Genomic DNA, 24189 nt, shown 5'->3' with positions numbered 1-24189 from the left:
GCTCGCGAAAGCAGTCTGTCAGTCACATTGATGTTGGATGTGCCATCGCATTCGCGAGCAGGCTCGCTCCCACAATTGATCGGTGGTGAACACGGTATTTGTATAGTGGCCACTGTTCCCGTGAGGCGACGATGCAGGCAAGATGAAGCTCTGCAAGTCAGAACACAGGATGCTGATCGTGACCGAAGCTTTTATTGTCGTTCAAACCGCCGAGCAAGCCGTGGATCAGCTTGCGTATCTGCACAATCGTGCAACCACCGCGCTGAGTCAGGCGCTCAAGCGTTACCTCAAGGATCGCGTCGAGCCCGATGCCGAGCAGCGATCGATGTTCCGTTATCCCGAACTGCGCCTGACCTATCACTGCCAGGGCGAGGTTCCGCAGACCACCCGCGCTTACGCCAAGGTCCAGCTGCCGGGCACTTACCGGGTCACCGTCACTCATCCCACCGCGTTCCGTAAGTACCTGCTGGAGCAGTTGGTCCCGCTGATGCATGACTTCACCGTGACCGTGGAAGTCGGAATCAGTGAGCAGAACATTCCTTATCCGTACGTGGTCGAGCAGGGCGATGAACTGGCCGGCTCAGGCGTCACCGCTGCGGTGCTGGCGCGAGTGTTCCCGAGTACTGACCTATCCGCGGCCAGTGATGGCATTGCCGATGGCCTGTACGACTGGGAAAACACCGATCCGCTGCCCCTGGCCTTGTTCGACGCGGCACGGGTGGACTTCTCCCTGCGCCGTCTGGTGCATTACACCGGCAGCGACTGGCGCCACGTGCAGCCCTGGATCCTGCTGACCAACTACCACCGTTACGTCGACCAGTTCATCGTCCATGGTCTGGAGCAACTACGCAGCGACCCGCGGTTCGTGCGCATGGTGTTACCGGGCAACGTGATCATCGAAAAGAGCATGGACCACGGCGAAGCTTCGGCGATTGCCGCCGGCGTGGTCTGGCACCGGTATCAGATGCCGGCCTATCACCTGATCGCTAGCGACGGTCACGGCGTGACGCTGGTGAACATCGGTGTCGGCCCGTCCAACGCCAAGAACATCACCGACCACCTGGCGGTGCTGCGTCCGCATTGCTGGCTGATGATCGGTCACTGTGGCGGCTTGCGTCAGTCGCAGACCATCGGCGATTACGTCCTGGCGCACGCTTACATGCGCCGCGACGGGATTCTCGATCGTGTGGTGCCGCCGAACATTCCGATCCCGGCCCTGGCCGAAGTGCAGATGGCCTTGCAGCAAGCGGCGGCGAACATCACCGGCGAGAAGGGCGACGAACTGAAGAAACGCCTGCGCACCGGCACCGTGCTGACCTACGACGACCGCAATTGGGAGCTGCGCTGGGCCCAGGAGCGTCCGCTGATCAACCTGTCCCGCGCGGTGGCGGTGGACATGGAAAGCGGCACCATCGCCGCCCAGGGTTATCGCCTGCGGGTGCCTTACGGCACGCTGCTCTGCGTCTCGGACAAACCGCTGCACAGTGAAATCAAGCTGCCGGGTTCGGCCAACGCCTTCTATGAGCGCGCGGTCAGCCAGCACTTGAAGATCGGCCTGGAGGCGGTGGATCTGTTGCGTACCGAGCTCAACTCGCTGCACTCGCGCAAACTGCGCAGCTTCGACGAGCCGCCGTTCCGCTGATTTGCCGATGGTCATTTAACGGTTGGGCTACTAGCATTAGCAGCCCTGACCGTTAGATGTTCCTTTTCCCATGTCCCGTCCTCAACGTCCCGTTTCCCGCCGTCCTGGTGCGAAGCCTTCATCACCGTCCTCAGCCCCGCGCCGTGTCGCCAAAGCGCCACCGGCCGAGCCGAAGCTGATCCTGTTCAACAAACCATTCGATGTGCTGACGCAATTCAGCGACGGCGAAGGGCGGGCGACGCTCAAGGATTTTATCGAGATCCCTGGCATCTACCCGGCAGGGCGGCTGGACCGCGACAGTGAAGGCCTGTTGCTGCTGACCAACGACGGCCAGCTTCAGGCGCGCATTGCCGACCCGAAACACAAGCTGGCCAAGACTTATTGGGTACAGGTCGAAGGCGAGCCGAGCGCCGAGCAATTGCAGCGTTTGCGCGATGGTGTGGAGTTGAACGACGGCATGACCTTGCCCGCCGAGGCGCGGCAGTTGGATGAGCCCGAACTGTGGCCACGCAATCCACCGGTCCGCTTCCGCAAAAGCGTGCCGACGAGCTGGCTGGAGTTGGTGATTCGCGAAGGGCGCAACCGGCAGGTACGGCGCATGACGGCGGCGGTCGGGTTGCCGACGTTGCGGCTGGTGCGGGTCAGGATCGGCGACTGGACGATCGAAGGGCTCGATCAAGGCCAGTGGAAGGAAGTGCCGGCGCGCTTATAACGTGCCGGTTTCGATCAGGCCGATCACCACGCTTTTGATCACGAATGCCGCGACACCCAGCCCGAGCACGAAGAACAGGATGAAGGAACCAAAGCGGCCGGCCTTGGACTTCTTCGCCAGATCCCAGACGATGAAACCCATGAAAATGATCAGGATGCTGACAAGACCAGTCATCATCCACTCTTCGAATACTGCAGGATCCATTGGACATCTCCAGCGCGGGCGGGGCTAAAAGGGCGCTGGAGTATAAGGCATGGAGGTGGTGTGCAGTGCGGGCCTGCGGCGGTGTGTCGCAGCTATTCGTCGCCTGTCCTGGCCTCTTCGCGAGCAGGCTCGCTCCCACAAGGATCTTGCATACACTGAAGATTCACTGTGGGAGCGAGCCTGCTCGCGAAGGCGTCATCAGCTTCGCAGATGAGTCAATGGCAGTTCGGTACTGTTGAGTACCTGGTTCAACACAAAGCTGGAACGCACACTGGTCACCCCTTCAATCCGCGTCAGGTGACCGAGCAGCAGTTTCTGGTAATGGTCCATGTCCGGCACCACGACCTTGAGCTGGTAGTCGGCGTCCATCCCGGTCACCAGGCTGCATTCCAGCACCTGCGGCAAGGTGCGAATGGCCGCTTCGAAGTTCTCGAAACGCTCCGGGGTGTGGCGGTCCATGCCGATCAGCACATAGGCTGTCAGGCTCAGCCCCAGCATCTTGCGGTCGAGCAGGGCGACCTGGCGGGAGATGTAGCCGTCGTCTTCCAGCTGCTTGACCCGACGTGAGCAGGGTGAAGGCGATAGGCCGATGCGTTCGGCCAGCTCCTGATTGGAGATGCGCGCGTCGCGCTGCAATTCAGCCAAAATGCTCAGATCGTATCGGTCGAGTTTGCTCATCAAACGGCTCCTTGTTGTAACTATTGCGACAGATTATCTATCCAGGGTTAAAAATTGCGCAAGCAATGTTTATTTGAGCAATCTTCGCAATCCTCTGCCGGCGCCTCCGGCCTATTCTTATCACCAGAATCACTGCTCGGACAAACAGTCCAATGCGGCTCGCCCAAACAGGCCAGCTGCGGTCGCCACCCCCACAGGGGATGTGCCGGCCCCCGAGCTACACACTGTCCAGAAGACGGCGTGAGGTGAGCCGACGTCAAAAGCGTCGAGCACGGACGAAGTTCACTAAGGGGAGGCCGACGGGTCTCCCCTTTTCTTTGCCTGGAATTTACCTCCTGGCCTCAATAAATAAGTTGCGCGACTGATAACCTGTTGCAGAACCGGCCCAGGCATTTCCAGTCTTAAGTACAAACGCGGTTCGCTTCACTGTAGGAGCGAGCTCGCTCGCGATGGACGTTAACGATGACGCGAGTTTTCTGGTTAAACGCGTCGCCCTTGAGTCCATCGCGAGCAAGCTCGCTCCTACAGAATCCTTATCCCGACAGCCATTACCCGCAATGAGGAATAGCATGAAGTCGCGCATCTGGCGTTTGGCCGGTGTTGGATTGTTGTGTATTTGTGCCACTGCTCAATCGCAAGCCGATGAGCCGCAGAATCGTGGTCCCGATGGCGGTCATCAGGGCAACAACCAGCCGCGCCAGCAGAACAACGACGTCATTCGCGGCGATAATAGCCGCCAGTTCGAGCACAACGGCCAAAATCAGAACAACGGCCAATGGCAGAACCGTCCACAGCCCGACTTCAACAACCCGGTGCGATCGCCGCCGCCACCGCCACAATTACCGGCCAATGACCTGCCGATCCAGCCACGTCCCGATGCGGTGCAACAGACTCAACCGCCACGGCGTGGCTACTATCAGGACCAGCCACAGCGCAATTACCCCAACCAGCAGTGGGGTGGCTATATCGGCGCGCCCTCCAACGACAATCATTGGCAAGGTCGCCCCAGTGGTCACGGCAATGGCTGGGGTCCCGGTCCGAGGTATCAGCCCGGGTATGTGATCGATCGCTTCCCGGATCGCGACTACCGCGTGCCCTATGGTGGTCGTGATTATTTCTACTCCGGTGGCTACTGGTATCGCCCCCAGGGTCAGCGTTATGTCGTGGTGCAGCCACCGCGCGGGATCCGCATCCAATACCTGCCCGATTACGCCCAAGAAGTCTTGATCGGCGGTTCGGTGTTGTTCCTGGCGGCGGGCTCCTATTACGCCTATCAGGAAAGTACTCAGGATTACATGGTGGTCGAACCGCCCGGTCAGCCACTGGCGAGCGCTAACGGTATCGACGTGGAGGCTTATCCGGCCAACGGCCAGACGCCGGAACAGGTCAATCAGGACGGCTACGATTGCTATCGCTGGGCAGTCGAACAGAGTGGTTTCGACCCGCGGGTGGACACCTATCAACCCGACCCGAGGGTGGTGCAAACCTACCGTCAGGCCCAGGGTAACTGCCTGAGCACCCGCGGTTATCGTGTGACGTTCTGAGCCTTGGCGGCTTTCACCACTTCCTGCGGGTCGGCGTGCACCAGCACTTCGGCTCGCGGATAGGCGGCGTGAATCGCATCGGCGGCCTGGTCGCTGATGCCGTGGGCGACTGACAAGGTCAGCTCGCCGGGCAGTTCCAGGTGCAGTTGCACGAACCATTGATTACCGGAAATCCGCGTGCGCAGGTCGTGCGCGCCCAACACACCGGGCACGCTGCAAGCCAGTTCGAGCATGTGCTGGCTGACCTCCGGCGGCAGTTCTTCGTCCATCAACACCGCAAAGCTTTCCCGGGCGATGGTGATTGCACTCCAGAGAATGTAGGCGGCAATCCCCAGGCCGAACCAAGGGTCGACCTGATGCCAGCCAAACCCGGCCAGTACCAGCGCCACCAGAATGCTGCCGTTGAGCAGCAGGTCCGAACGATAGTGCAGGGAGTCGGCGCGCACCGCATTGGAGCCGGTGGCCTTGACCACGCGATGTTGCAACATCAGCAACGCCAGGGTCAGGACCAGCGAAAACACAATCACCGCGATGCCGATCCACGGCGCGCCCACCGGCTCAGGGTGCTTGATCCGCTCGAACGCCTGCAACGCAATCAGCACCGCACTGCCACCAATGAACAGCGCCTGGGCCATGCCGGCCAGTGATTCGGCCTTGCCGTGGCCATAGCGATGATCATCGTCGGCCGGACGCAGGGCGTAATGCACGGCCAGCAGATTGAGTAGCGATGTCACGCCGTCGAGAGCCGAGTCGGTCAACCCGGCGAGCATGCTCACCGAGCCGCTCAGCCACCAAGCGATGGCCTTGGCGATGATCAGCGTACAGGCGACCGCCACCGAGGCACGGGTCGCCAGCCGCAGCAGGCGGGCGTGTTCGGAGCTGGAAGTCATAAGAGCGGTTGTTCCCTGAAAGGCACCGTTTAAGCGGCAGGTTGCAGGCCGAACATGGCCAGTTGCTGGGTGCTGCCCTTGTGCTGGATCAGACGAGGATCGTCCAGGGGCAAGCGGCGGCCCGTTTCACGCTCCAGAATAGTCTGCAACTTGAGGTTATCGACCTTGCCGTCGGCGCCGATGGCTTCCTTGAGCTTTTCCGGCGCCACTTGTGCAGTCTCGCCCGGCGCGAAGTAAATCGCGCCGGTGGCGAAGTCCACGCCAAACGCGATCAGGCCGGGGATGATGTAAAACAGCAGGCCCACCGCATCGAGCACGGCGATGGCCGGGTCGATCTTGCCGTCGATCTGGCCACGGCGATCGGGGTAGAAGATCGAACCGCACGCGGTGACCTGGGTCAGCAGGGTCGCAATCAATACACCGCCCATCAGGCGAAAGGGAGCACGCATATGAAATCTCCTTGGGTCATCTCAAAACGAAGCGTCGTCGATACGAATTAAGACCGCAACGAACACTGCGCAGTTCGCCGTTATACTCGCCGCTCTGTTTGGGAGCCAGCATGATTTCTTTGCCGATCGATGAAGTTTTACCCGCCCTGCGTGAAGCCCTCGCGACGCGCCACGAAGCCGTGCTCGAAGCACCGCCCGGCGCCGGTAAAACCACCCGCGTGCCCCTGGCCCTGCTCGATGAGCCATGGCTGGCCGGGCAGACCATCCTGATGCTCGAACCGCGCCGTCTGGCAGCGCGGGCGGCAGCGGAGCGGCTGGCCAGTGAGTTGGGGGAGAAGGTCGGCGAAACCGTGGGTTATCGTATTCGCCTGGACAGCAAGGTCGGCCCCAACACCCGCATCGAAGTGGTCACCGAAGGCATTCTCACCCGGCGCTTGCAGGACGACCCGGCGCTGGAAGGCGTGGGCCTGCTGATCTTCGACGAATTCCACGAACGCAGCCTCGATGCCGATCTGGCCTTGGCCCTGAGCCTCAACGGCCGGGAGCTGTTCCGTGACGATCAGCCACTGAAAATCCTGTTGATGTCCGCCACCCTGGAAGGCGAGCGCCTGGCCGGTTTGCTCGACGATGCGCCAATCCTGCGCAGCGAAGGCCGCATGTTCCCGGTGGCCATGCGCTGGGGCCGACCGTTCCAGGCCGGTGAGTTCATCGAGCCGCGACTGGTGCAGACCGTTCTAGAAGCGCTGAACGATGAAACCGGCAGCGTGTTGGTGTTCCTGCCGGGGCAGGCGGAAATTCGTCGTGTCCATCAACAGCTGGCGGATGCGTTGGGTGATAACACGCAGATTTTGCTCTGCCCGCTGCACGGTGAGCTGGACTTGGCCGCGCAGCGTGCGGCGATCGATCCGGCGCCAGAGGGCAAGCGCAAAGTGGTGCTGGCCACCAACATTGCAGAGACCAGCCTGACCATCAACGGCGTGCGGGTGGTGATCGATGCCGGGCTGGCGCGGGTGCCGCGCTTCGATCCTGGCAGCGGCATGACCCGTCTGGATACGCAACGCATTTCCAAGGCCAGCGCCACCCAGCGCGCGGGCCGGGCCGGGCGTTTGGAGCCAGGCGTGTGTTATCGCCTGTGGTCGCAGGATCAGCATGAGCAATTGGCAGCCTACGGCAGTGCGGAAATACTCTCGGCCGATCTCGCCGGGCTGGCCTTGCAACTGGGTCGTTGGGGCGTGGCTCCAGGGCAACTGGTCTGGCTCGATGTGCCACCGGCTGCGGCGTACTCCCAGGCTCAGGATCTGCTTGAGCGCTTGGGCGCATTGGACGGCGAGACATTGACCCGCCACGGCCAAGCCATGGCCGAATTGCCAGCGCATCCGCGCATCGCCCATTTGCTGTTGCGTGGTCAGGCGCTGGGGCTGGCGGACATGGCGTGCGATGTCGCGGCGCTGCTCGGCGAGCGCGATATCCTGCGCGGTGCCGGCGCCGACTTGCACAGCCGACTGGTGTTGTTATCCGGGGAAGAGCGGGCCGCTCGCGGCGCCCAGGGCGGGGTGCAACGGGCCCGGCAACTGGCGCGGCAGTATCGCGGTTATCTGCGTGGCAAAGCCTCGGAACCGGTCGGCGATCCTGATCATCCGCGTTGGCTCGGCGCACTGCTGGCGCTGGCCTATCCCGATCGCGTCGCCCAACAGCGCCGTGCTGGGGGCGCTGAGTATCGCCTGGCCAACGGCCGCGCCGCGTTGTTCGCCGAGGCCGACAGCCTGATGAAACAGCCGTGGTTGGTGATTGCCGATCTTGGCAGTCGTCAGGGCCAGCGAGAGGAACGGATTTACCTGGCGACGGATTTCGATCCGGCGCTGTTCGACTCGGTGCTCGCCGAGCAAGTGCGTTGTGTCGATCAACTGGATTGGGATGAGCGCGAAGGCGTGCTGCGCGCCGAGCGCCAACGCAAGGTCGGCGAACTGATCCTCAGCCGTGAACCGCTGACCGGTCTCGACGAAACCGCTCGCAGTCAGGCACTGGTCAATCTGGTGCGGCGCAAGGGGCTGGAGTTGTTGCCGTGGACGCCCGAGCTGCGTCAATGGCAGGCGCGGGTGGCGTTGCTTCGCCAGCTGGATCTGGCGGGTAAAGGCGACAGCGAATGGCCAGACGTCAGCGACGCCGCCTTGTTGAAAAGCCTCGAACACTGGCTGATGCCGTACCTGGGCAAAGTCTCGCGGCTCAGTCATTTCGCCAATCTGGACTTGTCGAGCATCGTCCACAACCTGCTGCCATGGCCGCTGCCGCAACGGCTCGACGAGCTGGCGCCGCATCACTTGAGCGTGCCTTCGGGGTCATCGATTCGTCTGGATTACAGCGAGCAACCGCCGATTCTGGCGGTGCGTTTGCAGGAGCTGTTTGGCCTGTCCGACACCCCGCGCATTGCTGGAGGCCGGCAAGTGGTCAAACTGCACCTGCTGTCCCCGGCACGGCGACCGGTGCAGGTGACCCAGGATCTGGTGAACTTTTGGCGCAGTACTTATGCCGAGGTGAAGAAGGATTTGAAGGGGCGGTATCCGAAGCATTATTGGCCGGATGATCCGTTGGTGGCTGAAGCCACTGCCCGCATCAAACCGCGCAAATAAACCCCAAACCCTGTAGGAGCGAGCTCGCTCGCGAAAAACCAAAGGACGCCACTGGGCATCTGGTTTCACGCGTTATCGTTCACGACCATCGCGAGCGAGCTCGCTCCTACAGGCGTCTTTGTAGCGCGTGTTTAAGCGGCCTCAACATTACTTCCTGAAAGCCACAATTCCTTGCGCCGTTGCCTACCGTTACGCCAGAATCCGCCGGCTTGTGCGCCTCTGGGCCGCTGGGTAACTTGATTCGCGTCACTGCCCATCAGTGATCGGGTTTAGCAGCTCGGCGACAAACTTGGTTGTGCGTGCATCAGTCATGCAGGTTTTTTATTGCCTGTACTTGATGGTAGCTGTACGTGGGGCGCCCTCGGGCGCGCCGGATTTCTGAGTTTGCCGGTCTGCTAACCTGCGTGCAGCTGCCACCCCTCTCCGTTTAGCAGCGGGAAGGTTGGCAACCATTAAGGAAACTCATGATATGAAAAAGCATTCACCCAACCCCCCGGACATCGATCCAGCCTCCCCATACGAACCCGATTCAAACAAACTCAACGAAGCCGCTGAACGCGCCCTCGACTTCCACTTCCCTTCGACAGCCGACATCAAGGCCACGCCGCGTAAACCCAGCACACTGTTTACCGTGAACCCGGAAACCACCACCGAAACGCTGATGGTGTACCTGGTCGAAACCCTGGCCTCGGTCGATGTGATGGTCCATCAGTTGGTGGATCATCTGGACGGTGGCGATCGCCATGCACTGCTGGGCATTTCCAACAGCGTGATGCTGGCGGAGATCACGGCGAACCGGGTGCTGGATCAGATTGATCCGGCGGAGTAGGAAAATGGGGACATCCATTGGCCTGGTTTGATATTGCCAAGGGATGTCCCCTTTGCATTCCTGAAAGCAGCAGGCAAAGAGCGGCGTTTGTTGGGTATTTCAGCTGACCGGCCAGGCTGCTGTAGGAATTGGGTTCGTGTATTTGCAGAATTTTCCTAATCGCTCTTGAGGGGCGCGCCATGGGTATTGCCCCTTAAAGCGCCCGGACGTTCTATTCCTTGTCGCCCCGATATTCATCCGGCGCAACGCTATTGCCGACGTGAACGGTGGACGCAACTCAATACCGACAAGGAGGAAGAACATCAATGAACGAAGGACATTTCATTGGCCTGCATGACAAGACCACCTGTGGCGGCGAGGTCCTGGATGGTCATGACGGCATCATCATGTTTGGCATTCTCCATGCCCGTGAAGGTGATCGGGTCACCTGTGGCAAGGACGGCAAGACTTACAAGATCGTCGGTGGCATCTCGTACATGATCAGTCATGGCGCGGCCTTAGCAGGCACGCTGGATAGCTATAGTGATTGTCCCTGTAAAGCCCGATTGATCCCCTCGGTGTTTGAGGCCACCTATCAAAGCGATAACTCCGCACCGCAAATGGTTAGAGGCGCCGAGCAATCCGTTTCCAATGCTGCGACCAGTCAACCGGCCGCGCCGCGTCACTCCGGTTTCGCCCCTTCGAACACTCCAGCACCTGCGATTTTTGCCCGCCCAGAATCTCAGGAGCCGGGCTTCTACGTGGTGCCCAAAAGCATGACCCGCGAAACCTTGGAGGCAACGCTTTTCGCCACGCCCGATGCCGCCGTGATGCGCAAGTTTCGAGCGCTAAATCCTGAGCAAGGCGATATCAAGGCCGGTTCGCTGATCGTGCTGAGCGATCCGAACAACACTTCCTGCACTTGTCAGGAAGCCCAACTGATGCAGGCTGCGCAGCAGGTCAAGGCAGCCCTTGATCCGTTGACGCCGGACGAGGCTGAGTTCATGCACCGCAACGCGGCTGAAATCGCCAGCTTTACCGGGCAAACCTCAACCTGGCTTGGCGTCAGCGCGGCGATGATGGAACAACATGTGAACCGAATGCGCGACACGCTGCTCGCCATGGAACGCCTTCACCAGGACAGCTATCGCCAACACGGTCATCTGAGGTCACCTCAGTTCCTCCAGGACCGCAAACATCTGCTGAGCCAGCTCGATGCCCAACTGCTGAACTCTACCCGTCTGCGCAGTCACACAACCCTTGGCGATCACCCGAAGCTTAAAACTGCGCTGGGCATTTCGAGCCGCAGCCTGGTGCATCGCTGGGATAAGGCCGGTGGGCCGGGGCAGATACCGGGTTATGCGACGCACGTGGACGCCACCAGCCGCGCGGCCAAATACATGCAGACCGGTGGTTACATCGGGATCGGGCTGGGTGCGGTTTCTTCGTTGCTAGCTATTCAGGAGGTTTGTAATGGTGGGTCGCAGGAGGCTTGCGAAAAGATCTGGTTTACCGAGGGTGGGAAGTTTGTCGGGTCGACCGTGGGCGGCTCTTTGGGTGCATATTTTGGACAAACTGTCAGCAAATCAGCTTGCATGGCACTTAAGCTTACGCCAGTTGGCGGGGTTATCTGTGTTCTGATCGGGACAGGGGGTGGTGCATGGACAGGTGCGACAGTCGGGGGCGACCGCGGTGAGAGAATTGGTGAACTGTTGTACGAAACAACACTGCAATGATGGTTGAGTACTTTGGTTCTCACTGGCTTGCTATTTTGTTTTTAGGTAGCCCATTCGTCATGGCTATTTTCAGTCTCGGATTCGCCTTTTATCTGAGCCGGCGTTATCTGGATGCGATGATAGAAGCCTTGCCTAATAGTCGATACCTCTACGTCTGGGGGCCGTTCTTGCGAAGACCGGGATGGTTTGAACGATTCTGGCTTATGAATAGCATCGCAGCGATGGTGGTGTGGGCTCCGATACATATTCGTAGCGGTGAAATCGACCCTGTCGATATCCAGAAATTTCCTGCGCATCTCAAGCGATTGGTGCTTATCGATATAGCGCTGCTGTATGGCGCGGTGATCTGGATGCTTGTTGTCTACGTACTGAGCAAGTAGGCATGATTATTTGGGCAACCTAGCAGTGCATAAAAAAAACGGGCGCCATCAAGGCGCCCGTTTTGATTTACCCATCAACGCACCCCAGTTTTTTCCTACCCCAAAACCACAAAAAACCTGCTTTCTCCCTTTCCCGTGCATGAACAGAATGCACTCACGCAGGCACAGCAAACCTAGGGAGTGAGCCATGACGTTCTCAATTATCGGGCGCTGCCCTGAAACCGGGCAGCTCGGTATTGCCATCAGCTCTTCAAGCATTGCGGTAGGCGCGCGTTGCCCTTGGGCGCGGGCGGGGGTTGGGGCGGTTTCGACGCAGAACATTACGTTGCCGGCCTTGGGGCCGCAGATTCTGGATCTGCTGGAGCATCAGCATCTGGATGCTGACGCGGCGCTGGACAAGGCGCTGACGTCCAATGGCTGGAGTCAGTACCGGCAGGTCACGGTGATTGATGCGTCAGGGCGTATCGCCTGTTTCAGCGGCAAGGAATCGCTGGGCGTGCACAACGCGGTCAAGGGCGAACACTGTGCGGCGGCGGGCAATCTGCTCAGCGATGTGCGGGTGATCGAGGCCATGGTCGAGGCGTTCGAGGTCGAGCCGGGTCAGTTGGCCGATCGGTTGTTGGCGGCCATGCACGCTGCCATGGCCGCCGGTGGTGAGGCGGGGCCGGTTCACTCCGCGGCGTTGAAAGTGGTGGGCGACTACACGTGGCCGATTATCGACTTGCGGGTCGACTGGGCGGATGAAGATCCCATCGGGCAGCTTGATGGTCTCTGGCAGGCGTATCGACCGCAAATGCAGGACTACCTGACCCGTGCACTCAACCCGACGGCTGCGCCAAGTTACGGAGTGCCGGGGGATGAGTAATGCCTCCAGCCGCGACCTTCTGGAGCGTCTGGTGGGCTTCGCCACCGTCAGCCGGGATTCCAATCTGGAATTGATTCGCTTCATCGAGGCGTATCTGGCCGGGCATGGTGTGGAAAGTGAACTCTTCTACAACGATGAAGGCACCAAGGCCAATCTGTTCGCCACCATTGGCCCGCTCAAGTCAGGCGGAGTGGTGCTCTCCGGTCACACCGATGTGGTGCCGGTCGAGGGGCAGGCCTGGACGGTCGATCCGTTCCGCCTGACGGAAAAGGACGGGCGTCTGTACGGTCGTGGTACGGCGGACATGAAAGGCTTCATTGCCTCGGTGCTGGCTGCGGTTCCCATCTTTGTGCGGCGTCCCCTTAATGCTCCGGTGCACCTGGCGTTTTCCTACGATGAAGAAGTGGGGTGTCTGGGTGTCAGGCCGATGCTTGCCGAACTGGAGAGACGGCCGCACAAGCCCAAGCTGTGTTTGATTGGCGAACCGACCGAACTCAAACCTGTGCTGGGCCACAAGGGCAAGCTGGCAATGCGCTGCGAAGTGCGCGGTGCCGCGTGTCATTCGGCGTATGCGCCTTACGGGGTCAACGCGATCGAATATGCCGCGCAGCTGATTGGGAAACTGAGCACCATCGGTGCCGGACTTTCGCATCCTGATCATCACGACGAGCGTTTTGATCCGCCGTATTCAACGGTGCAAACCGGTGTGATCAAAGGCGGTCGGGCGCTGAATATAGTGCCAGCCGAATGTGAGTTCGATTTCGAGGTGAGGGCGCTGCCGGACTTCGATGCTCAGGAAGTTGCCAATCAGTTGCAGATGTACGCCGAGGAACAGCTGTTGCCCAGGATGCGGGCGGTACAGGCGGACACCGATATTAAACTGCGGCCGCTGAGTGCCTACCCCGGTTTGGCGACTTCGCCCGAAAGTGAAGCGGCGCGGCTGCTGGCGCACTTGAGCAACTCTTCGGTGTTTGGAACGGTGGCCTTTGGCACCGAGGGCGGTTTGTTCGATCAGGCTGGCATCCCCACGGTGGTCTGCGGCCCGGGCAGCATGGATCAAGGGCACAAGCCTGACGAGTTCATTGCGCTGGAGCAATTGAGTGGTTGCGATGCGATGTTGATTCGATTGGCCGGTTACCTGTGCTCCGATGCGGCACATCCGGCCCCGGAATCGTTGTAGGAGCGAGCATGCTCGCGATGGATTCGAACGCGCCGCGTTAAACCAGTAAGCAAGCGTTATCGTTAACGACCATCGCGAGCAAGCTCGCTCCTACAGTATTGATTTCAATTCGAAACCTTCTGGCTCAGTTGTTCGCGGCAAAAGTCCACGAACAGCTGCGCAGGTTTGGTCAGTTGGTTGCGTTTGAGGCGGGCGGATGCCAGGCCGGAGGTTGAGACCGGTTCCTTGATATCGACAGTGACCACCTTTTTCCCATCGTAAGTGCATTCCGAGTGCGGGCGGGTCACCAGGATCGAGAAACCGAACCCCTGGCCGACCATGCCGCGCACCATCTCGATCGAAGGCGAACTGAACACGATGTTTGGCGTCAGTTCCAGTTCGTGGAACAGGCTGACGAAGTAGGTCCGGCTCGGTTGCACATCGAGCAGAATCATCGGCTCCCCGCACAAGTCCCTCAGCGACACCTCTTTCTGGTCCGCAAAACGGTGCCCTTCAGGCAGCAGGACGTAGGGCTTTTGCGGTGGCATCAGTGGCGTGGTTTCGATGGTGCTGTCCAGCCCGTGATCGTAGAGGAAGGCCACGTCGAAGGTGCCGGCGGTCAAGCCCTGGACCAGATCCTGTTGCTCGCCGTCGCGAATGCGGATGTCGACGCCTGGATACAGCTTGCGGAAGTCGGCGATCAGCCGTGGCAAATACAGCGGGGCGACCGTCTCGAAGCAGCCGATGTCGATTTGCCCGGACACTGTGTCGTTATCCGCCAGTGCATTCTGTTCGAACTCCCGGGCCATGCGCAGCAGTTCTTGCGCCTTGTGGTAGAAGCGCGTGCCGGTGGGTGTCAGGGACACGCCCTGGGCATGGTGTCGGATGAACAGCTGGACGTTGAACGACTCCTCCAGGCTCTTGATCGCCGTGGACACCGAGGGTTGCGCGATATAGAGCTGTCTTGACGCTTCTGCCACGCTGCCGGCTTCCACCGTGGTGACGAAGTACTTGAGTTGCCGCAAGGTATAGGAAGCCACACGCACCTCTTTTTGCTCTTGTTTGCGGTGAGAGCCTGGATGGCCCTTGTCGCATGAATGCTTGACCGAACCTTACCTTATGACGCTGGTTGGCTGGTCAGGCACTTGCCCAGTTTTTTCTTATGTCCCGAGCATATTTTTAATAATTTTCCTCTTTGCCCGGTTGACGCACTATCCCTGCCACCTCTGATAAAAACTCTGACCACCCCGGCGGTCGCAAAGGGAGCGTAGCGTGTTCGACCTCGACTATTGGCAGCAAAGCGCTGCCCGGCAAACCTTCCCGGACAAAGCCTTGATCGATGGCCGGCAGGTTTCTGCCTCTTCGGGCGCAACATTCGATTCCATCAACCCAGCCACCAACCAGTTGCTGGCCAGGGTGGCCGCGTGTGGTGAAGCGGAAGTGGAGCTGGCGGTGCACAGTGCTCGCAAGGCCTTTAACGAAGGCCCTTGGGCACGCATGGCGCCGGTTGAGCGCAAGCGGGTGATGCTGCGTCTTTCCGAGCTGATGCTGGCGCATCGCGAAGAACTGGCATTGCTGGACTCGCTCAACATGGGCAAACCGGTGATGGATGCCTACAACATCGACGTCCCCGGCGCCGCCCATGTGTTTGCCTGGTATGGCGAAGCGCTGGACAAACTCTACGACCAGGTCGCGCCCACTGCGTCATCGGCGCTGGCGACCATCACCCGTGAAGCGCTGGGTGTCGTCGCGGCGGTCGTGCCGTGGAACTTCCCGCTCGACATGGCGGCCTGGAAGCTGGCGCCAGCCTTGGCGGCCGGCAATAGCGTGGTACTCAAACCGGCCGAGCAATCACCGTTCTCGGCCCTGCGCCTGGCGGAGCTGGCCCTGGAAGCAGGCTTGCCGGCCGGTGTGCTGAACGTGGTGCCGGGGCTGGGTGAATCCACCGGCAAGGCGCTGGGCTTGCACCCGGATGTCGATTGCCTGGTGTTTACCGGGTCGACCCAGGTGGGCAAATACTTCATGCAGTACTCCGCGCAATCGAACCTCAAGCAGGTTTGGCTGGAGTGTGGCGGCAAGAGCCCGAGCCTGGTGTTCGATGACTGCAAGGATCTGGACCTGGCCGCGGAGAAAGCCGCTTTCGGCATCTTCTTCAATCAGGGTGAGGTCTGCTCGGCCAACTCTCGACTTTATGTCCAGCGTTCGATCAAGGACGCGTTCATCGAGCGGCTTGTGGAAAAAGCCAAGGCCTGGATGCCGGGCGATCCACTGAATCCGGCAAGCCGCGCAGGCGCCATCGTCGATGCGGGGCAGGCGGCCCGTGTGATGAGCTTTATCGAGCGTGCCCGGGAGGATGGGGCGACATTGCTCACCGGCGGCCGTCGCTTGAGCTTCAACGGTTCGGACAATTTCATCGAACCGACCATTTTTGCCGACGTTGCCCATGATTCGCACCTGTCGCGTGAAGAGGTGTTTGGACCGGTGCTGGCGATTTCCACGTTCGACACCGAAGAGCAGGCGGTGCAGTTGGCCAACGACAGCGTCTATGGTCTGGCCGCCTCCGTATGGAGTGATGATCTGAGTCGCGCGCACCGCGTCGCCCGGGCGCTGAAGGCGGGCACGGTTTCAGTGAACACCGTGGATGCCTTGGACGTCACCGTACCGTTCGGTGGTGGCAAACAATCGGGTTTCGGTCGAGACCTGTCGTTGCACTCGTTCGATAAATACACCCAACTGAAGACCACCTGGTTTCAGTTACGTTGACGTAAACAACTGAGCGCACGCTGAAGTAGCGTGCGAATCAAAAACAACAAGATGTCATCGCGCGGATGGATATGCGCATATTTGCGGCCACATGGTCGTGACTGCCTCAGTAACTAATCACAATTAAAAAGTGAGGGAGATTCTATGTTCAGCTATTCATCTTCGAGCGTTAAAGCGGCTGCTGGTTTTACAGCATTATTTGTATTAAGTGCGCCACTGGTCGCACATTCAGAAAGTATTACGGTTATTTCATTTGGCGGTGCCACAAAAGCAGCGCAAGAGGGTGCTTACTTCAAACCCTTTGAAAAAAGTGGTGCCGGCAAAGTGGTGGTCGGTGAATACAGCGGCGAACTGTCCAAGGTGAAGGCCATGGTCGATGTGGGCCAGGTCAGCTGGGACGTCGTCGAGGTTGAAAGCCCGGAACTGGTGCGTGGCTGCGAAGAGGGGTTGTTCGAGCGGCTCGATCCGGGGCTGATCGGGGAGGCCGGCAACTACTTGCCTGGTGCGGTGAGCGAATGCGGTGTGGCCAGTTACGTGTGGTCGATGGTGCTCGCCTACAACTCGAGCAAGGTGGGCGCGGCGCCAACGTCCTGGGCTGCCCTGTGGGATCTGCAGCAGTATCCGGGCAAGCGCGGCCTGCGCAAAGGTGCCAAGTACACACTGGAAGTGGCGCTGCTCGCCGATGGCGTCAAGCAGGCAGACCTTTACAAGGTCCTGGGGACCAAGGAAGGCGTGGATCGGGCTTTCCGCAAGCTTGACCAGATCAAGCCCTCGATCCAGTGGTGGGAAGCCGGCGCACAACCTCCTCAATGGCTCGCGGCAGGCGATGTCGTGATGTCCGCCGCCTACAACGGCCGAATTGCCGTGGCGCAAAAGGAAGGTTCGAAACTCGCCATTACATGGAACGGCCACCTTTACGATCCTGATCACTGGGCCATCGTTCGCGGCAGTCCGAACAAGGCATTGGCCGAGCGCTTCATCGTGTTTGCCAGCCAGGCGAGCGGGCAGAAATCCTTCTCCACCCAGATTCCCTACGGCCCGATTCGCAAGGATGTGCTGGCGCAGTTGCCAGCGGATACCCTTTCCCAGCTGCCTACGGCCCAGGCCAATCTGGCTGAAGGTCAGTTGGTGGAGGCCACGTTCTGGGTCGATCACGGCGAAGAGCTTGAGGAACGTTTTAATGCCTGGGCTGCACGCTAAGCCGCACGGGCGCCTATTTTCCGGGAACTGAATCCTTACTCAATTCAGGAGCATTTGAGATGACAACAGACTACAAGCCGCAGCGGGAAACCAGGGACTATCAAGCCGGTGACGCTGCCCACCACATTCATGCCTTCCTCGATCAGAAGGCGTTGAACGCCGAAGGGCCTCGCGTCATCGTCGGTGGCGAGCGCTTGCACCTGTGGGACAACGATGGCAATCGCTACCTCGATGGCATGTCCGGCCTGTGGTGCACCAACCTCGGTTATGGGCGTAAGGATCTCGCCGCGGCGGCGACCCGTCAGTTGGAGCAGTTGCCTTACTACAACATGTTTTTCCACACCACCCACCCGGCGGTGGTCGAGCTGTCCGAGTTGCTGTTTAGCCTGTTGCCCAAGCACTACAGCCACGCGATCTACACCAACTCCGGCTCCGAAGCCAATGAGGTGTTGATCCGTACCGTGCGCCGCTACTGGCAGATTCTCGGCAAGCCGCAGAAGAAGACCATCATTGGTCGCTGGAACGGTTACCACGGCTCGACCCTGGGCGCCACCGCACTGGGCGGCATGAAGTTCATGCACGACATGGGCGGTGTGATTCCCGATGTCGCGCACATCGACGAACCGTACTGGTTCGCGCACGAGGGTGAACTGACCCCGGCGGAATTCGGCCTGCGCGCTGCCCGTCAGCTGGAGACGAAGATTCTCGAACTGGGCGCCGAGAACGTCGCAGCCTTCATCGCCGAGCCTTTCCAGGGCGCCGGCGGCATGATTTTCCCGCCGGAAAGCTACTGGCCGGAAATCCAGCGCATCTGCCGCCAGTACGACGTGCTGCTGTGTGCGGACGAGGTGATCGGTGGCTTCGGGCGTACCGGCGAATGGTTTGCCCACCAGCACTTCGATTTCCAACCGGACACCCTGTCCATCGCCAAAGGCCTGACCTCGGGCTACATCCCGATGGGCGGCCTGATCCTGAGCCGGCGCATGGCCGAGGTGTTGGTGGAGCAGGGGGGTGTGTTTGCCCACGGCCTGACCTATTCCGGTCACCCGGTGGCGGCCGCGGTTGCGATCGCCAACCTTACAGCGCTGCGCGATGAAGGGGTGGTCACCCAGGTGAAAACCGACACCGGCCCCTACCTGCACAATTGCCTGCGCGAGGTGTTCGGCAATCACCCGTTGGTGGGCGAGATCCAGGGCACAGGGCTGGTGGCCGCGCTGCAGTTCGCGCAAGACAAGGCGACCCGCAAGCGCTTTGCCAACGAAAACGACATCGCCTGGCGCTGCCGTACCATCGGTTTCGAGGAAGGCGTGATCATTCGTTCGACCCTGGGTCGCATGATCATGGCACCGGCATTGATCGCCACGCGTGGTGAAATCGACGAACTGGTTTCCAAGACGAAGATTGCGGTTGATCGGACGGCCCAGGAAATCGGCGTGCTTTAAATAATTGTAGGAGCGAGCTCTGCTCGCGAAAAACGTCCAGACAACGCGTTCATTCAAGTTGCGCGCGTTATCGTTGACGTCCATCGCGAGCAGAGCTCGCTCCTACAAGGTTTGTGTCATTACATATTGATTGAAATTGCCACGCAGTTTTTTTCTGGCTAACAACTACAAAAATCATAATTTCGCTATTTGCACTTACCGCACAGAATAAAACCATCCCGCAAGCAAAGTTATAAGTGCGGAACTAACACATAAACATGACTGATCTGTAGCGACTTGGCGCGCCATAGTTGCCTCAATGAAGGGCACAAGCATGACTGTAAATAAGATAGAAATAGATACGCTTGTTGTCGGAGCCGGCCAGGCTGGCGTCGCCATGAGTGAGCACCTGAGCAAACTCGGTGTTCCCCACCTCGTTCTTGAGCGTAATCGCATCGCTGAAGCATGGCGCACCGGACGCTGGGATTCGCTGGTGGCCAACGGTCCGGTCTGGCATGACCGTTTCCCCGGCCTGGCGTTCGAAGACCTAGAGCCCGATGCCTTCGCTTCGAAAGATCGCGTCGCGGCTTATTTCGAAGCCTATGCCGAGAAATTCGAAGCGCCGATCCGTACCGGTGTCGACGTCAAAAAAGTGATACGCAACGCCGATCGCCCGGGCTTCACCATCGAGACCTCCGAGGGCGTGATCGAGGCCAATCGCGTGGTGGCGGCTACCGGTCCATTCCAGCGTCCGGTCATTCCGCCGATTGCTCCAAAAGACGATCGCATCACGCAAATTCACTCGGCCCAATACTTCAATCCGCAGCAACTGCCCGAGGGCGGTGTGCTAGTGGTGGGTGCGGGTTCTTCCGGTGTTCAAATCGCTGATGAACTGCAGCGCGCTGGTAAACAGGTTTATCTGTCTGTCGGCCAGCATGATCGTCCGCCTCGCGCCTATCGCAACCGTGACTTCTGCTGGTGGCTGGGGGTGTTGGGGCTGTGGGATGCCGAGGTCATGCAGCCGGGGCGCGAGCACGTGACCATCGCGGTCAGCGGTGCCCGTGGCGGCAACACCGTCGATTTCCGGGCGCTCGCCAGGCAGGGTGTCACGCTGGTGGGGCTGACCCAATCCTTCAACGACGGCGTGGTGACGTTCCAGCAGGATCTGGTGCGAAACATCGCGGCTGGCGACGAAAATTACCTCTCGTTGCTGGACGCCGCGGATGCCTACGTGGCGCGTAACGGCCTTGATCTGCCGGAAGAGCCCGAAGCCCGGTTCATGCTGCCCGACCCTGATTGCATGACCAACCCGATCCTGGAGCTTGATCTGGCTGAGGCGGGCATCACCTCGATCATTTGGGCGACCGGCTATGCCGTCGACTACAGCTGGCTGCAGGTCGATGCGTTTGACGACAAGGGCAAACCTCGCCACCAGCGCGGTGTATCGAGCGAACCGGGCGTTTACTTCGTGGGGCTGCCGTGGCTGTCGCGTCGTGGGTCGAGCTTTATCTGGGGTGTCTGGCATGACGCCAAGCATGTCGCAGGCCACATTGCCACCCAGCGCCAGTACCTCGAATACCGCGACCGGTCGCAGCGCTAAGAGTCGATCATAAATCAAGTTTCAGGGGAGTCAGTTGATGCCTACTCACACGCGAATTCGCATGTTCAATACCAAAGACACCTATCCCAATCAGTCTTTGGACAACGACCTTTGCCAAGCCGTACGGGCGGGCAATACGGTGTATGTCCGGGGTCAGATTGGCACCGATTTCGAGGGCAACCTGGTGGGGCTTGGCGACCCGGCAGCCCAGGCCGAGCAGGCGATGAAAAACGTCAAACAGCTGCTGGAAGAGGCGGGCAGCGATCTTTCGCACATCGTCAAAACCACCACCTACATCATCGATCCCCGTTATCGCGAACCGGTTTACCAGGTGATTGGCAAGTGGTTGAAGGGTGTGTTCCCGATCTCGACGGGACTGGTCATTTCCGGGCTCGGCCAGCCGCAGTGGCTGATGGAGATCGATGTGATCGCGGTCATCCCGGATGACTGGCAGGCAAACTGAAGGCGTGATCCTTGTGGGAGCGAGCCTGCTCGCGAAGAGGAATTGTCAGCCGACATTTGTAGTGTCTGACACACCGCTTTCGCGAGCAGGCTCGCTCCCACAGGTCACTGCCCAGCGGGCAGCAGGAACCGTGCAATCACCGGCAAGTGATCGGAGATGCGCAAGGTATCGTCCTGCCTCACCATCGCTTCGACCCGTTTGATGCGCGGGCTGTAGAACAGGTAGTCGACAGTACGGTCCGGACCGTTCAGGCCCGGATCGTTCGGGTAGTGAGTCAGCCAGCGCGCACGGTCAATGCCGCTGGCTTCGTTGTTGGTGGGGATCATCGGGTATTTGTCCCACAGCACATGCAGCGCGCTGTCGGCGGAGTAGGGCGTGCGTTGTTCGGCAGGCAGGCGTTGGTATTGCCCCAGCGGCAGCAGATTGAAGTCACCGCCGATCAACCACGGCGTGCCGCGGCCTTCGAGCTTGTCCAGGGTCTTGGCCACGGCGCTCACTTGGGCTTGCAGCGTTTCGTCAGGCTGCGTCACGCGATCCAGATGGGTGTTGAGCACCGCGATCTGGCCACCCTCGCTGAGCGGTAAGTAGGCCACCAGCACAGCGTTTTTGGGTTGGAACTGGCGGCTGATCAGGTTGGCTCGCGCCACCGGCAATTGCAGGCGCTGGGCATGTTCGATCTGGTAGCGGCTCAGGGTTGCCAGTTGCCGGCCAACGCTGCCGAAGATATGCGGATCAGGGACGAAGTCAGCCTTCCAGTCGAAGGCATGAGCACTGCACGGATACAGATCGGCAACCCGTTCCTGCAACAATTTGAGCTGGTTCTGGTAGTCACTGGCCTTGGCGCCGTCATCGAGTTCCTGCAACAGCACGACGTCCGGTTGCTCGTCACGAATCACCCGCGCCACTTCATCGAGGCTGAAGGCCATGTCATCAGGTGTAGGGGTGTCGTCGTTGCCGGAAGCCAGGTCATTCCAGAAGACATAGCGCTTGCCCGCCAGGTACTGGACGTTCCAGGTCATCACCTTCAGTGCCTGGCCGGTCGCTAGGGTTGGCGCCTTGGTGCTGCAACTGACCGGCAGCACTTCACGGGCCGCGGGGCGCCAGGTCAGGCTGTGGATCATTGCCCCGATCAGGCCGATAACGATCAGCAATCCCGGCAAGGTGTAGCGCAGCAGTCGGGTCATGGCTCGGCTTATCGCGTTACGGAAATTGAGCCCGAGCATACCCGACTGACGGTCGGTCACCCAAGGTCAGAGTGGCCCGTCGATTTTTTCCGGTACATCGCTGATCAACATGAACAGGCGGAACAGCACCACGCTGGTGAACAGTTGCAGGAAACTGTGGGCACTGTCGATCAGCAGCGAGATCACCGGGTTCTGCGGCTCGGGATAAACCGCCAGGGTGGCACCCTTGAGCAACCACAACGGCCCCATTACACACAGAATGCTCACCAAGATGCGGATGAAGTGCCCACGGGTCAGGCGCAGGCTTTCCTTCATCGCTGCCAGCGGCGCCAGGCCACGCAGCACCAATAGGTATTCGCCGAACGCCAGGGTCACCATCAGATAGATGCCCGGCAGGAAATACAGCGACAGGCCAAGCAGAATCAGCAGGGTATTGAGGGCGGTCAGCAGGGCGAAGCGTGGCCACAGGTAGGCGGATCGCGACAGCAACTCGCGGTTGCTTGGCGACTCGCCACGGCTGCGGGCATCAAGGAACAAAATCAGCGCGGCGGTGTACAGCGGATACACCAGCAGGCCGACGATCACGCTGATGCCGGGGAAACTGCCCGGCTCGGTGGAGTGGTCGACCACTTGTTGCAACAGGGCTTCGATGATCACCAGCGGCAGGCACAGCTGCACGATCTGGCCCAGATTGCGTTTGAAGAAATACAGGGAGTCACGCAGAACATCGAACGGATTCATCAGTCGGTATCGCAGGTCATAACAGGTTACACACTGTAACCGATGATGTACGGGCACAAGCAAACGTAAACGTTCGGTAAAGCTCATTGAAACAACTTGTTTCAGCCTCCATTAAGGTCGGGCGCCTTATCCTCAAGCGGACAAGGGCAACGATTTCCCCCGGCAATCTACGAGGTCGCCATGAACAGCGAAGAACAAACCCTGATCGATGGACTGTTTTCCCGCCTGCAACAGGCCGAAACGGAGGCAGCCCCGCGCGACGCCCAGGCCGAGGCGCGGATCAAGGAACACCTGACGCGCCAACCGGCGGCAGGTTATTTCATGACCCAGGCGATTCTGGTGCAAGAGGCGGCGATCAAGCGCCTCGATGAACAGAACAAGCAACTGACTGCGCAAGTCCAGCAATTGGAGGCCGACCTGCAACAGGCCAGGGCGCAGACAACGGCGCCGGCGCCAAGCAGCGGTGGTTTCCTGTCGAGCATCTTTGGCGGCAGTTCCCGTGATCCTCAGCCTGCGCCGAGCCAGAGCGCACCTGCGTCGAGCGGTGGCGGCTGGCGTGAACCGGGACGGTCTTCGTTCAATTCGCAGCCACCGCAGCAGAACTTCGGCGCGCCACCTCAACAGAACTACGTACCGCAACAGCAGGCTCCGTCAGCCGGCAGCAGCTTCCTCGGCGGAGCACTGAAAACCGCCGCCGGTGTCGCTGGTGGCGTGATGCTGGCGCAAGGCATCAGCAGTCTGTTCCATCACAATCAGCAACCGCAGGAAATCGTCGAAGTCATCAAGGAAGAACCAGCCCAGGTCAATGATCAGGGCAACAACGGTTGGGGCGATGACCAGCGCATGGCCGGTAATGATTCCTGGAGCAATGACCAGGGAGGTTTTACCGACGCTGATTACAGCGATGACAGCTCATCGTTCTTTGGCGGCGACGACGACACCTTCGTCTGACACCCTGTGGCGAGGGGATTTATCCCCGTTCGGCTGCGCAGCAGTCGTAATCCGAACAACTCCGTCTGTCTGAACGGACGCAGGGGGGGCTGCTTCGCAGCCCAACGGGGATAAATCCCCTCGCCACAATCCTCCTTTAGACTGGCATACTGGGCGCCTTTTCGGGCCTGGT

22 protein-coding genes are annotated in these 24189 nt (G+C 60.0%); 15 read left to right on the top strand and 7 right to left on the bottom strand.

The window, feature by feature from the left end:
* Positions 1–142: 142 nt before the first annotated feature.
* On the top strand, positions 143–1642 hold the full coding sequence (gene amn, locus ACSFE6_RS18775; RefSeq protein WP_435429028.1) for an AMP nucleosidase: 1500 nt from the start codon (positions 143–145) through the stop codon (positions 1640–1642).
* A 70-nt stretch (positions 1643–1712) separates the two neighbouring features.
* The gene (locus ACSFE6_RS18770; RefSeq protein WP_435429027.1) at positions 1713–2354 is read left to right on the top strand and encodes a pseudouridine synthase; all 642 of its coding nucleotides are present in this window, start codon (positions 1713–1715) and stop codon (positions 2352–2354) included.
* Here ACSFE6_RS18770 and ACSFE6_RS18765 read toward each other — a convergent pair.
* Entirely contained in the window at positions 2349–2558 is a 210-nt protein-coding gene (locus tag ACSFE6_RS18765; RefSeq protein ID WP_046815823.1) for a DUF2788 domain-containing protein, read from the bottom strand. The genes ACSFE6_RS18770 and ACSFE6_RS18765 overlap by 6 nt on opposite strands.
* A 198-nt stretch (positions 2559–2756) precedes the next feature.
* A complete protein-coding gene (locus ACSFE6_RS18760; RefSeq protein WP_007937367.1) occupies positions 2757–3236 on the bottom strand; it encodes an Lrp/AsnC family transcriptional regulator in 480 nt (159 codons plus the stop codon).
* 569 nt (positions 3237–3805) lie between these two features.
* Between ACSFE6_RS18760 and ACSFE6_RS18755 the strand changes: the two genes are divergently transcribed.
* Complete coding sequence (locus ACSFE6_RS18755; RefSeq protein WP_435429026.1) at positions 3806–4780, top strand: DUF6515 family protein; 975 nt, start codon at positions 3806–3808, stop codon at positions 4778–4780.
* Here the strand turns inward: ACSFE6_RS18755 and ACSFE6_RS18750 are convergent.
* Positions 4762–5670 (bottom strand): cation diffusion facilitator family transporter, encoded by a 909-nt coding sequence (locus tag ACSFE6_RS18750; protein WP_435429025.1) that lies wholly within the window; start codon positions 5668–5670, stop codon positions 4762–4764. The genes ACSFE6_RS18755 and ACSFE6_RS18750 overlap by 19 nt on opposite strands.
* A 29-nt stretch (positions 5671–5699) precedes the next feature.
* A complete protein-coding gene (locus tag ACSFE6_RS18745) occupies positions 5700–6119 on the bottom strand; it encodes a polyribonucleotide nucleotidyltransferase (RefSeq protein ID WP_435429024.1) in 420 nt (139 codons plus the stop codon).
* A gap of 110 nt (positions 6120–6229) precedes the next feature.
* On the opposite strand from ACSFE6_RS18745, the gene hrpB reads away from it, so the two are divergent.
* The 6 genes from hrpB to argE all read left to right on the top strand — a co-directional run bounded on the left by hrpB (position 6230) and on the right by argE (position 13715).
* The gene (gene hrpB, locus ACSFE6_RS18740; protein ID WP_435429023.1) at positions 6230–8746 is read left to right on the top strand and encodes an ATP-dependent helicase HrpB; all 2517 of its coding nucleotides are present in this window, start codon (positions 6230–6232) and stop codon (positions 8744–8746) included.
* Positions 8747–9215: 469 nt separating this feature from the next.
* Complete coding sequence (locus tag ACSFE6_RS18735) at positions 9216–9575, top strand: DUF6124 family protein (RefSeq protein ID WP_435429022.1); 360 nt, start codon at positions 9216–9218, stop codon at positions 9573–9575.
* Positions 9576–9880: 305 nt separating this feature from the next.
* Positions 9881–11290, top strand: a complete 1410-nt coding sequence (locus ACSFE6_RS18730) for a PAAR domain-containing protein (protein ID WP_435429021.1) — start codon at positions 9881–9883, stop codon at positions 11288–11290.
* Positions 11287–11670, top strand: coding sequence for a hypothetical protein (locus ACSFE6_RS18725; protein ID WP_435429020.1), 384 nt, complete (start codon positions 11287–11289; stop codon positions 11668–11670). The genes ACSFE6_RS18730 and ACSFE6_RS18725 overlap by 4 nt, the downstream gene beginning before the upstream one ends.
* Positions 11671–11857: 187 nt before the next feature.
* Positions 11858–12535 carry a DUF1028 domain-containing protein gene (locus ACSFE6_RS18720; protein WP_435429019.1) on the top strand — a complete coding sequence of 226 codons (678 nt, stop codon included), beginning with the start codon at positions 11858–11860 and terminating at the stop codon, positions 12533–12535.
* Positions 12528–13715, top strand: a complete 1188-nt coding sequence (gene argE, locus ACSFE6_RS18715; RefSeq protein WP_435429018.1) for an acetylornithine deacetylase — start codon at positions 12528–12530, stop codon at positions 13713–13715. The genes ACSFE6_RS18720 and argE overlap by 8 nt, the downstream gene beginning before the upstream one ends.
* A 104-nt stretch (positions 13716–13819) precedes the next feature.
* On the opposite strand, the gene ACSFE6_RS18710 is transcribed toward argE, so the two are convergent.
* Positions 13820–14734, bottom strand: coding sequence for a LysR family transcriptional regulator (locus ACSFE6_RS18710; protein WP_435429017.1), 915 nt, complete (start codon positions 14732–14734; stop codon positions 13820–13822).
* 232 nt (positions 14735–14966) lie between these two features.
* Between ACSFE6_RS18710 and ACSFE6_RS18705 the strand changes: the two genes are divergently transcribed.
* The 5 genes from ACSFE6_RS18705 to ACSFE6_RS18685 all read left to right on the top strand — a co-directional run bounded on the left by ACSFE6_RS18705 (position 14967) and on the right by ACSFE6_RS18685 (position 21141).
* Positions 14967–16457 (top strand): aldehyde dehydrogenase, encoded by a 1491-nt coding sequence (locus ACSFE6_RS18705; RefSeq protein ID WP_435429016.1) that lies wholly within the window; start codon positions 14967–14969, stop codon positions 16455–16457.
* A 144-nt stretch (positions 16458–16601) separates the two neighbouring features.
* Positions 16602–17657: an ABC transporter substrate-binding protein gene (locus ACSFE6_RS18700; protein WP_435429015.1), complete on the top strand. Its 1056-nt coding sequence runs from the start codon at positions 16602–16604 to the stop codon at positions 17655–17657.
* Between the two features lie 59 nt (positions 17658–17716).
* Entirely contained in the window at positions 17717–19099 is a 1383-nt protein-coding gene (locus ACSFE6_RS18695; RefSeq protein WP_435429014.1) for an aspartate aminotransferase family protein, read from the top strand.
* Between the two features lie 298 nt (positions 19100–19397).
* Positions 19398–20678: a flavin-containing monooxygenase gene (locus ACSFE6_RS18690; protein ID WP_435429013.1), complete on the top strand. Its 1281-nt coding sequence runs from the start codon at positions 19398–19400 to the stop codon at positions 20676–20678.
* A 37-nt stretch (positions 20679–20715) separates the two neighbouring features.
* Positions 20716–21141: a RidA family protein gene (locus ACSFE6_RS18685; protein WP_435429012.1), complete on the top strand. Its 426-nt coding sequence runs from the start codon at positions 20716–20718 to the stop codon at positions 21139–21141.
* Between the two features lie 104 nt (positions 21142–21245).
* Here the strand turns inward: ACSFE6_RS18685 and ACSFE6_RS18680 are convergent, their stop codons facing one another.
* Both ACSFE6_RS18680 and ACSFE6_RS18675 read right to left on the bottom strand, forming a co-directional pair.
* Positions 21246–22325 (bottom strand): endonuclease/exonuclease/phosphatase family protein, encoded by a 1080-nt coding sequence (locus tag ACSFE6_RS18680; RefSeq protein ID WP_435429011.1) that lies wholly within the window; start codon positions 22323–22325, stop codon positions 21246–21248.
* A 66-nt stretch (positions 22326–22391) separates the two neighbouring features.
* Positions 22392–23066 (bottom strand): YciC family protein, encoded by a 675-nt coding sequence (locus ACSFE6_RS18675; protein WP_435429010.1) that lies wholly within the window; start codon positions 23064–23066, stop codon positions 22392–22394.
* 180 nt (positions 23067–23246) lie between these two features.
* On the opposite strand from ACSFE6_RS18675, the gene ACSFE6_RS18670 reads away from it, so the two are divergent.
* On the top strand, positions 23247–24017 hold the full coding sequence (locus tag ACSFE6_RS18670) for a DUF2076 domain-containing protein (protein WP_435429009.1): 771 nt from the start codon (positions 23247–23249) through the stop codon (positions 24015–24017).
* Positions 24018–24189: the final 172 nt, after the last annotated feature.

Source organism: Pseudomonas baetica, assembly GCF_051216495.1.
Taxonomy (GTDB): Bacteria; Pseudomonadota; Gammaproteobacteria; order Pseudomonadales; family Pseudomonadaceae; genus Aquipseudomonas; species Aquipseudomonas baetica_B.
The sequence above is the reverse complement of the archived record's forward strand: the minus strand, read 5'-3'. Positions and strand labels throughout refer to the sequence as shown.

Bases quoted from the DNA above. Each gene is read 5' to 3' on its own strand.
- amn (WP_435429028.1), top strand. From the start codon at position 143: ATGAAGCTCTGCAAGTCAGAACACAGGATGCTGATCGTGACCGAAGCT.
- ACSFE6_RS18770 (WP_435429027.1), top strand. From the start codon at position 1,713: ATGTCCCGTCCTCAACGTCCCGTTTCCCGCCGTCCTGGTGCGAAGCCT.
- ACSFE6_RS18765 (WP_046815823.1), bottom strand. From the start codon at position 2,558: ATGGATCCTGCAGTATTCGAAGAGTGGATGATGACTGGTCTTGTCAGC.
- ACSFE6_RS18760 (WP_007937367.1), bottom strand. From the start codon at position 3,236: ATGAGCAAACTCGACCGATACGATCTGAGCATTTTGGCTGAATTGCAG.
- ACSFE6_RS18755 (WP_435429026.1), top strand. From the start codon at position 3,806: ATGAAGTCGCGCATCTGGCGTTTGGCCGGTGTTGGATTGTTGTGTATT.
- ACSFE6_RS18750 (WP_435429025.1), bottom strand. From the start codon at position 5,670: ATGACTTCCAGCTCCGAACACGCCCGCCTGCTGCGGCTGGCGACCCGT.
- ACSFE6_RS18745 (WP_435429024.1), bottom strand. From the start codon at position 6,119: ATGCGTGCTCCCTTTCGCCTGATGGGCGGTGTATTGATTGCGACCCTG.
- hrpB (WP_435429023.1), top strand. From the start codon at position 6,230: ATGATTTCTTTGCCGATCGATGAAGTTTTACCCGCCCTGCGTGAAGCC.
- ACSFE6_RS18735 (WP_435429022.1), top strand. From the start codon at position 9,216: ATGAAAAAGCATTCACCCAACCCCCCGGACATCGATCCAGCCTCCCCA.
- ACSFE6_RS18730 (WP_435429021.1), top strand. From the start codon at position 9,881: ATGAACGAAGGACATTTCATTGGCCTGCATGACAAGACCACCTGTGGC.
- ACSFE6_RS18725 (WP_435429020.1), top strand. From the start codon at position 11,287: ATGATGGTTGAGTACTTTGGTTCTCACTGGCTTGCTATTTTGTTTTTA.
- ACSFE6_RS18720 (WP_435429019.1), top strand. From the start codon at position 11,858: ATGACGTTCTCAATTATCGGGCGCTGCCCTGAAACCGGGCAGCTCGGT.
- argE (WP_435429018.1), top strand. From the start codon at position 12,528: ATGAGTAATGCCTCCAGCCGCGACCTTCTGGAGCGTCTGGTGGGCTTC.
- ACSFE6_RS18700 (WP_435429015.1), top strand. From the start codon at position 16,602: ATGTTCAGCTATTCATCTTCGAGCGTTAAAGCGGCTGCTGGTTTTACA.
- ACSFE6_RS18695 (WP_435429014.1), top strand. From the start codon at position 17,717: ATGACAACAGACTACAAGCCGCAGCGGGAAACCAGGGACTATCAAGCC.
- ACSFE6_RS18690 (WP_435429013.1), top strand. From the start codon at position 19,398: ATGAAGGGCACAAGCATGACTGTAAATAAGATAGAAATAGATACGCTT.
- ACSFE6_RS18685 (WP_435429012.1), top strand. From the start codon at position 20,716: ATGCCTACTCACACGCGAATTCGCATGTTCAATACCAAAGACACCTAT.
- ACSFE6_RS18680 (WP_435429011.1), bottom strand. From the start codon at position 22,325: ATGACCCGACTGCTGCGCTACACCTTGCCGGGATTGCTGATCGTTATC.
- ACSFE6_RS18675 (WP_435429010.1), bottom strand. From the start codon at position 23,066: ATGAATCCGTTCGATGTTCTGCGTGACTCCCTGTATTTCTTCAAACGC.
- ACSFE6_RS18670 (WP_435429009.1), top strand. From the start codon at position 23,247: ATGAACAGCGAAGAACAAACCCTGATCGATGGACTGTTTTCCCGCCTG.